Consider the following 14916-nt stretch of genomic DNA (forward strand, 5'->3'; position numbering starts at 1 on the left):
CAAGACCATCTGTCCGACGGAGCGAAGTGCTTGGGTGGGTGGCGGGATAGTTGGGTGGGTGGATAGCTGGGTGGGTGGCGGGTCGCTCACGCCGAGCGGTGCAGTCCCTGCGCTACCGCGCGCATGATCAGGTCCTGCACGATGTGCCAATCGAACATGACGTCCGTGTACGACACGCGCATCACGTGATACCCCATCAGTCGCAGTTCGGCATCGTGCCGGATGTCTGCGGATCGCTGCGCACCGACGTGGTGGGCTCCGTCGATCTGTACGACGAATCGGTCGCCGATCAGCGTGTCGACGCGGTGACCCTCGATCCAGATCTGCACGCGGATCGGCTCTCTCAACCACCGCAGCCGCACGCGAAAGTAGGTCTCCAGCCCCGCGTCGGCGAAAGGAGTCGCCCGAACGAGAATCCGCCGCGCCGCTGGCTTCCACGAGTATCCACGCAGAGCTTCCATCGTGACGAGTGACTTGTTGAGCGCTGACTCCCAGGTTGCGAGCGCCCGCTCGAAGGGCTCGCACTCGGCGATGTACGCCAGCACATTCTCGATCGGATCGACAAGCACATCCGGATGACGCTGCACGATCGGACTTCCCCAGTGCACCTGTGCGTCTAAACGCCGCCTCCCCGCGGCGTTCGGTCCGACAGCGACGTGCGGCTCGCCCGAATGGTCGTGCAGCCAGAGGTCGAGTCGAGCGGCTTGAGTACGACAGGTCAGCACGACGCCTCGGCGCGCGGCACTGATCAGCATCCCGTCGGCGGAAGGCACCGCGAGCCATCCTCGTCGCGGCCGGATCAGCACACCGCGTTCGACCGCCGAAGCGACCAGGCTCCGAGCAAATCCGCGCTCGTCGATAACAGTGACACGCACGACGCCGCCGAGCTCCATCATCGTCTCAAGCAAGTCCTCTGACGTTCTCCGCACCCAGCCAGTCTGGGACGTACCGGTTGCGCGTCGCCCCCGGTTCCAGGCTTATGTGGACAACGGTGTCCCGGGGTGTTCCGTGCAGGAGCGGTCGAGGCGTCCCCGACGGGCAACGGGTGGCACGTCCGTAGCTCGCTCACCCCACGCTCGTGCTCCCACTCTCGCTCGGCCGAATTCACCTCACTCGGTCCGATTCCGCGCAACGGGCCGAGTGAGGTGAATTTGGCCGGGCAGGAGCGGCCGTGGCAGGGGCAGGGGGCCGGGGCCGGGGCAGGGGCAGGCGCGGCCGGGGCAGGGAGTGTCGCACCCACCCCGTACCCTCGGAGCATGGCCCGCTCCCCCGAGTCCCCCGTGGCTCCCCGCGTCTCGCCGCCCGACCTTCCGCGGGTCTTCACGCCCGCTGCAGCACGTCGCAGCGTGGATCTGATCGCTGCGAGCCTCGATCTCGACGGCACGGTCGACCTCGCCCATGCCGCGCTCGAGCAGTGCACGATCACCGCCGACGCCGACAGCGTCGACCTGACCGGCGCCACGCTCATCGACGTCGATCTCGTCGGCGTCCGGATCGCGTCACTGAAGATGCGGGATGCGAGCATTCGCCGCCTGCGCATCAGCGGGGGTCGCATCGGCACACTCGATCTGAGCACCTCACGCATCGACGAGCTCCTGCTCGGTGATGTGCGGATCGACTATCTCAATCTCGGGGCGGCGAAGGCCAGCGACGTCGAGATCCGTGACTGCGGCATTCGCACACTCGACATGCCTCAGGCGGAACTCGCTCGGGTCCGTTTCACCGGCACTCGGTCCGATGAGGTGGACTCACGAGGCATGCGCGCCACGCACGTCGACCTCCGAGGACTCGACGCCGCGGCGTTCCTCGACGCGAACAGCCTGCGAGGCACGACGCTCACAGGGTTCCAGGTGCAGCAGCTCGCGCCGCTGCTCGCCGCAGGCATCGGCATCCAGGTCACGGACTGACGGGCCGGTTCGCCTCGAGGAGCTCGCGGGTGAACGGATGCTGCGGTGCAGCGAACACGTCGCCGACCGCGCCCTGCTCGACGATGACGCCATCCTGCATCACGAGCACCTCGTCAGCCACTGCGCCGACGACATCCAGGTCGTGCGACACGAAGATCATCGTCAGCTCGCGTTCACGCTGGAGGCGCAGCAGCAGCTGCAGCACCTTCTCGCGCACCGAGGGATCCAGAGCCGACACCGGCTCGTCGAGGACCAGCACCTCGGGGTCGGCGGCGAGCGCCCGAGCGATCGCCGCGCGCTGGCGCTGCCCCCGGACAGGGCGATCGGTCGACGGCTCGCGAGCACGGGATCGAGATCGACTTCCGCGAGGAGAGCCGATACTCGGCCTGCGCGCTGCTGGCGAGGTACACCCCCGGCGGCGAGCGCCTCCCGCAGCGATCTCCCGATCGTCCAGCGCGGGTCGAAGGCACCGAGAGGGTTCTGGGGCACGAGCTGCACCCGGTGTTCACCGATCCACCGCAGCGCGCCGTCATCCGCATTCTCCACGCCCACGATCATGCGGGCGAGAGTCGTCTTGCCGGATCCGGACTCCCCGACGATTCCGAGAGTACGGCCCGCCGACACGGCGAACGACGCGTCCTGCACCGCGACGAGATCGCCGAAGGCCTTCGTGACCCCGGCGGCGACGAGCACCGTCGCGGCGGCTCCGTCCTGCTCTGCACGCGGCTCGTGGATCGTCGCGTCGATGAGCTGCCGGGTGTATTCGTGCCGTGGCTTCTCGAGCACCTCATCGACGGGCCCCGACTCGACGACGATGCCGTTGCGCATCACCAGCACCCGATCCGCGATCCGCCGGACGGCGGCGAAGTCGTGACTGATGAACACGATGGCGGTGCCGGCGTCGGCGATCTCTCGCAGCAGCCCGAGAATCCGCGCCTGCACGGTCGCGTCCAGGGCGGTGGTCGGCTCGTCGGCGACGAGGACTGCCGGCCCTGCGGCGATGGCCGACGCGATCAGCGCCCGCTGTCTCAGCCCCCCGGAGAGCTGATGCGGGTACTGCCGTGCCCGTCGCGCGGCATCAGGCATCCACACGCGGTGCAGCAGGTCCTGCACCCGTTCCTCGAGCGCGGCCCGCCCTGACGCGATCCTGTGCAGACGAAGCGGCTCGGCGATCTCCGATCCCACCTGCTGCAGCGGGTCGAGAGACACCAGCGCGTCCTGCGACACGAGCCCGATGCGGGCTCCGCGCAGCGCCCGCCATCCGCGCTCCCCGAGACGGGCCGCGTCCGTCCCGTCGATGACGAGCCTCTCGAATGCGACGCGCGCGCCCTGTGGGGCGAGCCCGAGCAGTGCCCTGGCTGTGAGTGTCTTGCCGGCTCCCGACTCTCCGACGATCGCCACGCATTCCCCTCGTGCGACCGACAGCGACACCCCGTCGACCACGGGCGTCCCCCCGAAGTCGATGCGCAGACCCTCGATTTCCAGCGCCGCGGTCATGGGGCCACTCCGTCTGCCCTGGCACGCAGGAGCCGGCCGACGACCGTCGCTGCGATCACGGTCACGGTGATCGCGATGCCGGGGAACACGGCGATCCACCAGGCCTGGCCCAGCACGTTGCGCCCGCCGGCGAGCATCAGCCCCCACTCGGGCGTCGGCTCCGAGGGACCGAGGCCGAGGAAGCTGAGCCCGGCTGCTGCGAGGATGCTCGATCCGATGCCGATCGTCGCGAGCACGCTCAGCGAGCCGAGCACTCCCGGCACGACGTGCCTCACGAAGGCAGGAACCGGGCGAACTCCGAGGATGCGGGCGGCTTCGACATGCTCTGCGCCGCGCAATGTGCGCGTCTGCACGCGCGCGAGGCGGATGTAGACGGGAACCGCCGCGAGGGTGACGGCGATCGCGATGTTCACCGGGCCTGGCCCGAGCACCGCCACCACCACGAGCGCGACCAGGAACTCGGGGAACGCCATCAGCACGTCGTTCACACGCATGAGCGCGGCGTCGACGCCTCGTGGCGAGAGCCCGGCCACGGCTCCGACGAGGAGTCCGCCAGCGAGGGCGACGCCGGTGGCGAGCACTCCGATGCCGATCGAGCGCCCGGCTCCGTAGACCACCCGCGAGTACACGTCTCGGCCGCTCTGATCCGTGCCGAACAGGTGCTCGGCACTCGGCGGCAGCAGCGACGCACGCACATCCGTCTGGAGCGGGTCGTGCGTGGCGAGAGCTCCGGGGAAGGCCGCAGCGAACGCGAGTGTCAGCAGCACGGCCACCGCGCACCAGAGCAGCACGACCTGCGCACGCTTCATCGCACACCCCCGCGTTCCGTGCGCAGACGCGGATCGATGAGCGGATGCAGGAGCTCGATCATGAGGTTCACGATCACGAACACGATGGCGCTGAGCAGGATGATCCCCGTGATCACGGGGAGATCGCGGTTGGTGATGGCCGCGAGGGTGACCCGCCCGAGGCCTGCCCTGGCGAAGACGGTCTCGACGAGCACGGCTCCGCCGAGCACCGATCCGGTCAGGTAGGCGGCGAGAGTCACCGCATTGGCTGCGCCGTGTCGGAGGCCGTGCCGCAGGGTGAACCACGACGGGCTCGCACCCCGCGCACGAACCGTCTCGGCGAACGGCATCCGTTCCGCCTGCACGAGTCCGTCGCGCAGCACCTGACTGAGCAGGGCGGCCACCGGCAGCGCGAGGGTGATCGCCGGGAGCACGATCGTCGCGGGATTGCGCGCGCCGGACACCGGGAACCAGCCGAGTCCGAACGCGAAGACGCTGAGCAGGATCAGGCCGATCCAGAAGACGGGAGACGAGAGGATGACGAGTTCGACGGCCGCGGCGACGGTGCGCCCGGTGCGCCCTCTCACGAGCAGCGCGATGGCCAGAGCCAGCACCACTGCGACGAGCAGCGCCAGCGCGGCGAGCTGCAGCGTGGAACCGAGTTGGCGTCCGATGGCCTCGGTCACCGGCATCCGCAGCTGATAGGACTCGCCGAGGTCACCCCGAGCGAGCTGCCCGATGAACGTGACGTACTGCTCGAGCGGAGGACGATCGAGCCCCAGTTCCGCGCGGATGCCGTCTTTGACCTCATCGCTCACCTGCGCCTGCGGTCCGAGCATGACCGAGACCGGATCCCCCGGGATCACCCGGAACGCGAGGAACACCAACGTCGCCGCCCCCCAGAGGACGATGACGACGGATGCCGCGAGTCCGGCGACCCTGAGAAGCGCTGCCTTCACCGTGGACGCCCTCTCGACGGATCCTGAGCGCCCCTCGGCTCACGGCGCGCGCTCATGAAGATATCGCAGTGCTCGCGGGAGGGGCGCTCGACGATTCGGGCGTCAGCCGACGCTCACGTCGTAGAACAGCGGGCGACCGTAGAGGTCGTAGGCGAGCCCGTCCACCCGCTCCCCGACGGCCGTGATCGCCGATGGGCTGTAGAGCGGCACGATCGCCGTGTAGTCGGCGTTCCACTCCTGCAGCTGCGTGTAGATGTCATCGCGCTGATCCTGATCGTTCGACGCGACCGCCTGCTCGAGCAGCGCATCGATCTCCGGGTCGGAGACCTGCGAGGCGTTCTGGAACCCCTCGGTGTGCAGGTGCGCACGCAGGAAGTCGGGATCGACGCCGGAGAATCCCCAGTCGGTCAGGTCGAAGGTCTTCGGTCCGTACTGCTCGTTGTACGCGCCGGGCTCGAGCGTCTCGCGCACGACCTCGAAGCCGATCGTCTTGAGGTCCGACTGGATCGCGTTCGCCAGAGCCGCGCGATCGTCGGGAACCGGGGTCCACGCGATCCAGCGGGCGGACAGACGCTGGCCCTCCTTCATACGGATGCCGTCGGAGTCGCGCTCCGTCCACCCGGCCTCGTCGAGGAGCGCGTTCGCCGCATCCGGGTCGAACGGACGAGCGTCCTCCAGGGAGGCGTCGTACCCGGGAGTGGTCGAACCGAGCACACTCCAGGCCCGCGGGAACTGTCCGAAGAAGATCTCCTCGACTGCCGCGTCCACGTCGATGCCGAGAGCGAAGGCCTGACGGACCTTCTCATCGGCGAAGACGCCGTACTTCTCGTTGAGGTACAGCGAGTACGGCAGACCGGGGTACTCGATCGAGTCGACGGTGATGCCGTCTCCGAGGTCTCCGGCGAGGTTCGGCGGGATGTTGCTCGCGAGATCCGCCTCGCCGCTCTGCACCACGCCCGTGCGCACGGAGGCCTCCGGCTGGATCTCGACGCGCAGCGTCTCGACCTTCGGTGCGTCTTCGCCGTGCGGCCCCCAGGCGTAGTCGTCGTTGCGGGTGTACACGAGCTCCTGGTCTGGCGTGTACTCGGTGAGCACGAACGGACCGGTGCCGACGGTGACGTCGGGGCCTCCGGCCTTCAGCTGATCGGCGGACTCGGCAAGTACGGCCGGTGAGTAGAAGCCGAGCTGTGGCGTGCTCGCCGCCTGAAGGAACGGCGCATACGGCTGAGTGAAGCTCACCTTCACCGTGTGCTCGTCGACGACCTCAGTGCCCTCGTAGAAGTCGGCCCCCATCATGCTCGCGGCCTGCGCGGACTCCGTCTCAGGGTCGACGATGCGATCGAAGTTCGCCTTGACAGCTTCGGCGTCGAACGGTTCGCCGTCGGAGAACGTCACGTCGTCGCGCAGGATGAAGGTGTATTCGGTGCTGTCGTCCGAGACGGACCAGTCCTTCGCCAGCCACGCGGTGAAGGAGCCGTCGTTCTCCTGGAACACCAGCGAGTCGAGCACGGCGCGCTGCACCATGCCCGAGACGTCGAGCTGGCTCACCTGCGGATCCATGTGCCCCGCCGAGAGGTTCGCACCTTCGATCGACCAGACGAGCTCACCGCCGTCGGACTCGGATGACGGTGCAGCGCAGGAGCTGAGCAGGAGTGCGCTCACGGCGACGGTCGCACCGAGCGGGATGGCGCGGCGCAGGAAGGAGATAGGCATGCTGTTCCTCGGGAGGGAATGCGGAAGACGACGCGGATGCATCAGTTCTTGGACTCGATCCAATTCTAGATCCTCCGTGGTGGCAATGGGCTCTGCGGCCCGCGCCGCGTGCTCCCCCGCGAGGGCGATTAGACTGTGGGACACAATCCACACTCAGGCACGCTCACACAGTGCCGCATACATCGCTCGAGGAGAACCTTCATGTCCGCCATTCCCGACAAGCCCGTACTCGAAGGTCTCGAAGCGAAGTGGGGTGAGAGCTGGTCCGCACAGGGCACGTACCTGTTCGACCGCATCCGCGCCGCGGAGTCAGGCCGTGAGGGCGTCTACTCGATCGACACTCCCCCGCCGACCGCATCCGGCAGCCTGCACATCGGACACGTGTTCTCGTACACGCACACCGACGTCAAGGCTCGCTTCGAGCGCATGCGCGGCAAGAACGTGTTCTACCCGATGGGCTGGGATGACAACGGCCTCCCCACCGAGCGCCGGGTGCAGAACTACTACGGCGTGCGTTGCGATCCCTCGCTCCCCTATCAGGACGGCTTCACGCCGCCGTTCGAGGGCGGCGACAACAAGTCCAGCCGCGCCGCCGACCAGGTGCCCATCAGCCGCCGCAACTTCATCGAGCTCTGCGAGCGCCTGACGATCGAAGACGAGAAGCAGTTCGAGGCCCTGTTCCGCCAGCTCGGCCTCTCGGTCGACTGGTCACAGACGTACCGCACGATCTCAGATGACACGATCCGCCAGAGCCAGCTCGCGTTCCTGCGCAACCTCGAGCGCGGCGAGGCCTATCAGTCGCTCGCTCCGACGCTGTGGGACATCGACTTCCGCTCGGCGATCGCGCAGGCGGAACTCGAAGATCGCGACCAGCAGGCCGCGTATCACACCATCGACTTCCCGTTCGCAGACGGCTCCGGCTCGATCACGATCGAGACGACCCGCCCCGAGCTGCTTCCCGCCTGCATCGCGATCGTGACGCACCCCGAGGGCCCCCACAAGCACCTGATCGGCACGAAGGTGCGCACCCCCTTCTTCGGCGCCGAGATCGAGATCCACGGCCACCACCTCGCACAGCCCGACAAGGGCACCGGCGCCGCCATGGTCTGCACGTTCGGCGACGTGACCGACATCATCTGGTGGCGTGAGCTGCGCACGGCGGCAGGCGACCACCTTCCGAACATGACCACGATCGGTCTCGACGGGCGCTTCCTTCCCACCGCCCCGTCGATCGTGGCGAACACCGAGGCCAACGACTGGTATGCCGGCGAGCTCGCCGGCAAGACCGTGTTCTCGGCACGCAAGGCGATCGTCGAGAAGCTGCAGGAGACCGGCGACATGACGGCTGTCGGCAAGCCGTTCAACCACGCGGTGAAGTTCTTCGAGAAGGGCGACCGCCCTCTCGAGATCGTCTCGACGCGCCAGTGGTACATCCGCAACGGCGCGCGCGACACGAAGCTGCGTGACGAGCTGCTCGAGCGCGGCACGCAGCTGGCCTGGCACCCGGACTTCATGCGGGTGCGGTATGAGAACTGGGTCGGCGGACTGACCGGCGACTGGCTCGTGTCGCGCCAGCGATTCTTCGGTGTACCGATCCCTCTCTGGTACGGACTCGACGAGAACGGCGACCGCGACTACGACCGCGTGCTCGCGCCCGACCACGCCACCCTCCCCATCGATCCGACGACCGATGTGCCTGCGGGATACACCGAGGATCAGCGCGGAGTGGCCGGTGGATTCGAGGCCGAGGCCGACATCCTCGACACCTGGGCGACCTCGTCGCTCACGCCGCAGCTGGCCGGCGGATGGCAGCGCGACGAGGAGCTGTGGCAGCTCACCGCCCCGTTCGACCTGCGTCCCCAGGGCCAGGACATCATCCGCACCTGGCTCTTCTCGACCATGCTGCGCTCGACTCTCGAGGACGGCCGTTCACCGTGGCGCAACGCCGCTATCTCGGGCTTCATCGTCGACCCCGACCGCAAGAAGATGTCGAAGTCCAAGGGCAACGTGGTGACCCCGGCGGACATCCTCGAGACCCACGGATCGGATGCGGTGCGCTATTGGGCCGCCTCCAGCCGCCTCGGCATGGACGCCGCGTTCGACCCGCAGAACCCGACCCAGGTCAAGATCGGACGCCGCCTGGCGATCAAGGTGCTCAACGCGGCGAAGTTCGTGCTGTCGTTCCCCGTGCCAGAGGGCGCGCAGGTGACCCATGCACTCGACGCCTCGATGCTGACCGCTCTCGACTCCGTGGTCGTCGAGGCGACGAAGGCGTTCGAGAACTATGACCAGGCCAAGGCGCTCGAGGTCACCGAGGCGTTCTTCTGGACGTTCTGCGACGACTACCTCGAGCTCGTGAAAGAGCGCGCCTACAACCAGAACGACGTCGGACAGGCATCCGCCGCACTCGCTCTGCGGCTCGCGCTCTCGACGCTGCTGCGCCTGCTCGCCCCCATCCTCTCGTTCGCGACCGAAGAGGTGTGGTCGTGGTTCGAGGAGGGCTCGGTGCACACGGCATCCTGGCCCGAGCCGCTCGGCATCGAGGGCGACCCCGCGGTGCTGTCCGTGGCCAGCGAGGCTCTGATCAGCATCCGGCGCGCGAAGACCGAGGCGAAGGCATCGCAGAAGACCCCGGTCGCGAGCGCCATGATCACCGCTCCTGCCGAGAAGTACGAGGCGCTGCGAGCGGCCGCCGCCGACCTGTCGGCTGTCGGGCGCATCGCCGAGCTGGGACTCGCTGTAGGAGACGAGTTCGCGGTCACCGCGATCGAACTCGCCCCGGTCGAGGGCGCCTGATGCAACTGGGCACGCGGTGGGCCACCGGCTCCGAGCCGCCGGCATCCGTTCCTGCCGCGCTTCGTCCGGCGATCGCCGGGGTCGAATCGCGAGGTCTCTCCGGACACTGGACGCTCACGTGGCTCGAGGGCCGCGCGATCGCAGAGCTCGACGCGGGCTGGGAAGTGGTCCAGACCGGGTCGGGTGACGTGATCGCCCGTCCGTTCGAGGACTGACTGCGCGACTTTTCGTGCACGCAAGCCCCCTGTCCGCATCTGCGGCAGGGGGCTTCGTCGTCCCCGACGGTCCGGGTCAGCGCCGCGGAAGCCCGAGCTGGGCGAGCATGTGATCGACGGCGTGCGGGTCCTGGCGACGCGTCTGCTGCTCGCGCAGGAGATCGAGTGCGAGTTCGCGCTTCCGGGCACGCCGCTCGATGCGATGCTGCACGAAGGCGGTGAGCACGTCGGCGAGGCCGAGCAGTCGTCGCTCGACCTGAGTCGGGGCGACGAGGCGAATGGTCGCGCTGGTCATGATTCCTCCACACTGGTGTCTGCGGCATCTGCTAGGACCGGGCCCGATGCGGGAAGGTCGAAGAGCTCCGTGCGCATCGACACTCGGCGCACATCCGGTCCTGTCTGACCCCGGTAGCGCTCGACAGCCCGATCTACCACGGTCATGAGCTCGGCCTTGAGATCTTCCATCTGCGCCGACGTGACCTCGAGGAGCGTCGTGGCGATGAGGCCCGTGTCCTTCCACCCCTCGGGAACATCGGAATCGGGGCGATTCACCCACGACATCAGCGTCTCGTGTCGCAGACGGAAGAACTCGGACGAGACGATCTGCGCGGCAGCGCGGTTCGCCGGCGACATCGCCTCGCTCGGGCCGGGAATGTCGATCCGCCCCTGTGGAAGCTCCCACCAGCGCTCGCGAGCGGTGCCACGACCCTCGACCTCTCTGATCAGGTCGTGCGCCGAGAGGGTGCGCAGGTGGTAGCTCGTCGAGCCGGACGTCTCCCCCAGCATCGCAGCCAGTGAACTCGCCGTCTGGGGCCCGTGAGCGCTGAGCAGATCGAAGATACGCACCCGAAGCGGATGCGCGAGCGCCTTGAGGGCACCCGGATCCAGCCGTCGCATCTGCTCGTCTTTCGTCATGCATGCAAATATACCGTTGCAAAGGCTTCTTTGCAACAGTTTCTTTGCAATCGGCTTGAGGCTCGCCATGGCAGAGGTCGCTCGTGCCGCGAAGCACGGTGGATAGGCTCGGAAGATGACCGACGTCTCGAACCCGCTGCTCCAGCCGTCCACTCTCCCGTACGGACTTCCCGACTTCGCGGCCATCAGCCCCGAGCATTACCTCCCCGCATTCCAGGCGGCGTTCGACGAGCACCTTCACGAGATCTCTCGAATCACCATGGTGCGCTCCATGCCCACATTCGAGAACACCATCGAAGCGATCGAACGGTCCGGCGAGATGCTCGATCGCGTCGCTCACGCGTTCTATACCGTCGCCTCGGCCGACGCGACCCCCGCGATCCAGGAGGTCGACGAACAGCTCGCGCCCCTGATGGCCGCACACCAGGACGCGATCACCCTCGACAGCGCACTGTATTGGCGTGTCCAGCAGGTGTACGCGCAGCTCGAGCACCTCGAGCTCGACGACGAGCAGCGGTATCTCGTCGAGCGTCACCACCGCGAGATGAGCCACGCCGGAGCCGCTCTCGATGACGACGCCAAAGCGCGGCTCACCGCCCTGAACCAGCGGCTCTCGACGCTGAACAACACGTTCGAGCGCAATCTGCTGAACGACACCAACGACCTCGCTGTCGTGTTCGACTCCCCCGACGAGCTCGCGGGCCTGAGCACCGGTGAGCTCTCCGCCGCGTCCCGCTCCGCCGCCGACCGCGGCCTCGAGGGCAGGTACGTCGTCTCGCTGCCGCTGTTCACCGGCCATCCGTACCTTGCGCAGCTGCGCGATCGGGAATCACGACGTCGCATCATGGACGCGTCCCGCGTGCGGGCGTCGAGAGACAATGCGAACGACAACCGTCCAGTACTGCGAGAGATCGTCCGGCTCCGCTCGGAGCGCGCCGCTCTCCTCGGCTACCCCTCTCACGCCGCGTACGTCACGGCAGACGAGACCGCCGGCAGCCCGGAGGCCGTCGAACGGATGCTCCGCGAACTCGCCGCGCCGTCAGCACGCAACGCCCGCGCCGAACGCGAGACGCTCCAGGCCATCGTCGACGAGACCGAGAGCGACCCGTTCGCGGTGGAGGCGCACGACTGGGCGTACTACACCGAGAAGGTGCGCACTGCTCGCTACGACATAGACACGAGCGCGCTGCGTCCGTGGTTCGAGGCCGAGCGAGTGCTGCAGGACGGCGTGTTCTTCGCCGCCACGCAGCTGTACGGCGTGACCTTCACCGAGCGGCACGACCTCGTGGCCTACCACCCGGGAGCCCGGGTGTTCGAGGTGCATGACGCAGACGGCAGCGCTCTGGGTCTGTACGTGCTCGACCTCTATACCCGCGACTCGAAGCGTGGCGGCGCGTGGATGAATCCGATCGTGAGCCAGTCCCGCCTGCGCGGCACGCTGCCCGTCGTGGTCAACAACCTCAATGTCCCGCTGCCCGGGGACGGTGAGCCGACGCTGCTCACTCTCGACGAGGTGACGACGCTCTTCCACGAATTCGGCCACGCACTGCACGGCCTGTTCGCGGTGGTCACCTACCCGCACTTCTCGGGAACCAATGTCTTCCGCGACTTCGTCGAGTTCCCCAGCCAGGTCAACGAGATGTGGATCCTCTGGCCGGAGGTGCTCGACAACTACGCGCGGCACCACGACACGGGAGAGCCGCTCGACCCCGCGATCGTCGAACGACTGCGTGCGACGGAGACGTTCAACCAGGGCCACGACACCAGCGAGTACCTCGCGGCCGCCTGGCTCGACCAGGCATGGCACCGGGTGACATCGGAGTCCGAGATCACCGACGTCGCCTCGTTCGAGGCCGCCGCCCTCGCAGACATCGGCCTCGACGACCCTGTCGTGCCGACACGCTACTCGTCGACCTACTTCGCCCACGTGTTCTCCGGCGGATACAGCGCAGGCTACTACTCGTACATCTGGAGCGAGGTGCTCGACGCAGACACGGTCGACTGGTTCCGCGAGAACGGCGGACTCACGCGCGAGAACGGCGATCGTTTCCGTTCCCGCCTGCTGGGCGTCGGCGGCTCGAAGAACCCTCTCGAGGCGTATCGCGACTTCCGCGGTCGCGATGCCGAGATCGCCCCCCTGCTGAGGCGCCGCGGCCTCGAAGCCTGACCTCATCCGCCGGAGGCGCGGGGTCAGCGATCGAGGTGCTCCATTGCCTTGTACCAGGTGAGCTGGTGATAGCTCTGCGCGAGATGTTCACCGAGACCGTCGAGAGCCACTCGGTGCACGGTGATCGCCTCGCTGTCATCCAGCGACTGCTCTGCGACGCGTACGCAGCCCCGTGCGAGGAAGTGATGCACCCGATTGGTGTGGTTCCCGAAGTTCGCCCAGGTGGCGCCGAGGTCGAGAATCTCATCGGCCTCGTACCCGGTCTCCTCCCGCAGCTCTCTGACTGCGGCATCCTCCGGTGTCTCGCCTGCCTCCACGGCGCCCCCGATCGTGCCGACCGCGACGATCCCCGCCCCGTGCCGATACTCTTCGACGACGATCGCCTGGCCCTCGCAATCCAGCGCGAGCACCGAGATCCAGTCTCCGTACTCGAGCACGTAATAGGGGGTGATGGAGCGCCCGCGCTCGTCGCGGCAGTCGTCCGCGCGCACACGAATCCACCGGTCGGCGCGAATCAGCTCGCTGCCGACCACTCGCCAGGGCGAGGGAGCGGGGCTCACGCGCTCTTGCGCTTGCGCTCCATCACGATGGTCGGCGGGGCGCCTTCGTCGACGGCGGCCTGAGTGACGATGACCTTGGCGACGTCGTCGGCCGACGGAATCTCGAACATGATCGGACCGAGCACATCTTCGAGGATCGCGCGGAGTCCGCGAGCACCGGTCTTGCGCTCGACGGCGAGGTCGGCGATCGAGCGGAGCGCCCCCTCTTCGAATTCGAGCTGAACGCCGTCGAGTTCGAACATGCGCTGGTACTGCTTGACGAGCGCATTGCGCGGCCCTGTGAGAATGTCGATGAGCGCATCCTGGTCGAGCGGCGACACCGATGTCACCACGGGAAGACGACCGATGAACTCGGGGATCAGACCGAACTTGTGCAGGTCCTCGGGGAGCACCTCGCTGAACAGGTCGAGGTCTTTGCCCTTGTCATGCAACGGAGCACCGAAACCGATGCCGTGCTTGCCGACGCGGGCCGACACGATGTCCTCGAGGCCGGCGAAAGCGCCCGCGACGATGAACAGCACGTTCGACGTGTCGATCTGCAGGAACTCCTGGTGGGGATGCTTACGCCCGCCCTGCGGAGGAACCGAGGCGACCGTGCCTTCGATGATCTTCAGAAGGGCCTGCTGCACACCTTCGCCCGAGACGTCGCGGGTGATCGAGGGGTTCTCGGCCTTGCGGGCGATCTTGTCGACCTCGTCGATGTAGATGATGCCCTGCTCGGCGCGCTTGACGTCGTAGTCGGCGGCCTGGATCAGCTTGAGAAGGATGTTCTCGACATCCTCGCCGACGTAGCCGGCCTCGGTGAGCGCCGTGGCGTCCGCGACCGCGAACGGCACGTTGAGCTTCTTCGCGAGGGTCTGGGCCAGATAGGTCTTGCCGCAGCCGGTCGGCCCGATGAGCAGGATGTTGCTCTTCGCGATCTCTACGCTCTCGGCCTTCTGCTCGGCCGTCTGGAGGGTGCCGTGCGCGCGGATCCGCTTGTAGTGGTTGTACACCGCGACGGCCAGCGCCTTCTTGGCAGGCTCCTGCCCGACGACGTACTCCTCGAGGAAGGAGAAGATCTCGCGCGGCTTGGGGAGTTCGAAGTCCGCCGTGCCGTCGGCCGACGATTCGGCCATCCGCTCTTCGATGATCTCGTTGCACAGCTCGACGCATTCGTCGCAGATGTACACACCAGGTCCTGCGATGAGCTGCTGCACCTGCTTCTGGCTCTTTCCGCAGAATGAGCACTTGAACAGGTCAGCGCTTTCGCCGATACGGGCCATGCGCGTCCTCCTAGGGGGGATCCTGAGATCGTCTACTGAGCCTAACCGCTGCATCCGACACCGGGACGCATTGGCGCGGCGTCGTACATCTCGAGTCCGCATCGCCCTGCATAGAGCGAAGCCCGCCACCTGCT

The 14916-nt window shown here is 67.4% G+C and carries 13 protein-coding genes and 1 pseudogene; 4 read left to right on the forward strand and 10 right to left on the reverse strand.

The features are described 5' to 3' along the window. Nucleotides 1-86: 86 nt before the first annotated feature. Entirely contained in the window at nt 87-908 is an 822-nt protein-coding gene (locus ACZ0AA_RS05875) for an endonuclease domain-containing protein (RefSeq protein ID WP_463512387.1), read from the reverse strand. Nucleotides 909-1256: 348 nt separating this feature from the next. On the opposite strand from ACZ0AA_RS05875, the gene ACZ0AA_RS05880 reads away from it, so the two are divergent. Beyond that, nucleotides 1257-1907, forward strand: a complete 651-nt coding sequence (locus tag ACZ0AA_RS05880; protein ID WP_463512388.1) for a pentapeptide repeat-containing protein — start codon at nt 1257-1259, stop codon at nt 1905-1907. On the opposite strand, the gene ACZ0AA_RS05885 is transcribed toward ACZ0AA_RS05880, so the two are convergent. The 5 genes and pseudogenes from ACZ0AA_RS05885 to ACZ0AA_RS05905 form a co-directional block, all read right to left on the reverse strand. Then, nucleotides 1897-2166 carry an ABC transporter ATP-binding protein gene (locus ACZ0AA_RS05885; protein WP_463513826.1) on the reverse strand — a complete coding sequence of 90 codons (270 nt, stop codon included), beginning with the start codon at nt 2164-2166 and terminating at the stop codon, nt 1897-1899. The genes ACZ0AA_RS05880 and ACZ0AA_RS05885 overlap by 11 nt on opposite strands. Nucleotides 2167-2202: 36 nt before the next feature. Beyond that, a pseudogene (locus tag ACZ0AA_RS05890) lies at nt 2203-3404 on the reverse strand (ATP-binding cassette domain-containing protein); the annotation flags it as partial. Beyond that, nucleotides 3401-4213: an ABC transporter permease gene (locus ACZ0AA_RS05895; protein ID WP_463512389.1), complete on the reverse strand. Its 813-nt coding sequence runs from the start codon at nt 4211-4213 to the stop codon at nt 3401-3403. The pseudogene ACZ0AA_RS05890 and the gene ACZ0AA_RS05895, both read right to left, overlap by 4 nt. Further along, nucleotides 4210-5151 (reverse strand): ABC transporter permease, encoded by a 942-nt coding sequence (locus tag ACZ0AA_RS05900; RefSeq protein ID WP_463512390.1) that lies wholly within the window; start codon nt 5149-5151, stop codon nt 4210-4212. The genes ACZ0AA_RS05895 and ACZ0AA_RS05900 overlap by 4 nt, the downstream gene beginning before the upstream one ends. Nucleotides 5152-5253: 102 nt before the next feature. Continuing rightward, entirely contained in the window at nt 5254-6864 is a 1611-nt protein-coding gene (locus tag ACZ0AA_RS05905; RefSeq protein ID WP_463512391.1) for an ABC transporter substrate-binding protein, read from the reverse strand. Nucleotides 6865-7065: 201 nt separating this feature from the next. On the opposite strand from ACZ0AA_RS05905, the gene valS reads away from it, so the two are divergent. Both valS and ACZ0AA_RS05915 read left to right on the forward strand, forming a co-directional pair. Continuing rightward, nucleotides 7066-9660, forward strand: coding sequence for a valine--tRNA ligase (valS, locus tag ACZ0AA_RS05910; protein ID WP_463512392.1), 2595 nt, complete (start codon nt 7066-7068; stop codon nt 9658-9660). Continuing rightward, complete coding sequence (locus ACZ0AA_RS05915; protein WP_463512393.1) at nt 9660-9875, forward strand: hypothetical protein; 216 nt, start codon at nt 9660-9662, stop codon at nt 9873-9875. The genes valS and ACZ0AA_RS05915 overlap by 1 nt, the downstream gene beginning before the upstream one ends. 76 nt (nt 9876-9951) lie before the next feature. Here the strand turns inward: ACZ0AA_RS05915 and ACZ0AA_RS05920 are convergent, their stop codons facing one another. Both ACZ0AA_RS05920 and ACZ0AA_RS05925 read right to left on the reverse strand, forming a co-directional pair. Beyond that, complete coding sequence (locus tag ACZ0AA_RS05920; RefSeq protein WP_215172920.1) at nt 9952-10170, reverse strand: hypothetical protein; 219 nt, start codon at nt 10168-10170, stop codon at nt 9952-9954. After that, complete coding sequence (locus ACZ0AA_RS05925; protein WP_463512394.1) at nt 10167-10790, reverse strand: ArsR/SmtB family transcription factor; 624 nt, start codon at nt 10788-10790, stop codon at nt 10167-10169. The genes ACZ0AA_RS05920 and ACZ0AA_RS05925 overlap by 4 nt, the downstream gene beginning before the upstream one ends. 115 nt (nt 10791-10905) lie before the next feature. Between ACZ0AA_RS05925 and ACZ0AA_RS05930 the strand changes: the two genes are divergently transcribed. After that, entirely contained in the window at nt 10906-12957 is a 2052-nt protein-coding gene (locus ACZ0AA_RS05930; RefSeq protein ID WP_463512395.1) for a M3 family metallopeptidase, read from the forward strand. A 23-nt stretch (nt 12958-12980) separates the two neighbouring features. Here the strand turns inward: ACZ0AA_RS05930 and ACZ0AA_RS05935 are convergent, their stop codons facing one another. Next, nucleotides 12981-13517: an NUDIX hydrolase gene (locus tag ACZ0AA_RS05935; protein ID WP_463512396.1), complete on the reverse strand. Its 537-nt coding sequence runs from the start codon at nt 13515-13517 to the stop codon at nt 12981-12983. Further along, the gene (clpX, locus tag ACZ0AA_RS05940; protein WP_400859807.1) at nt 13514-14782 is read right to left on the reverse strand and encodes an ATP-dependent Clp protease ATP-binding subunit ClpX; all 1269 of its coding nucleotides are present in this window, start codon (nt 14780-14782) and stop codon (nt 13514-13516) included. The genes ACZ0AA_RS05935 and clpX overlap by 4 nt, the downstream gene beginning before the upstream one ends. Nucleotides 14783-14916: the final 134 nt, after the last annotated feature.

The organism is Microbacterium sp. AC035 (genome assembly GCF_979258485.1).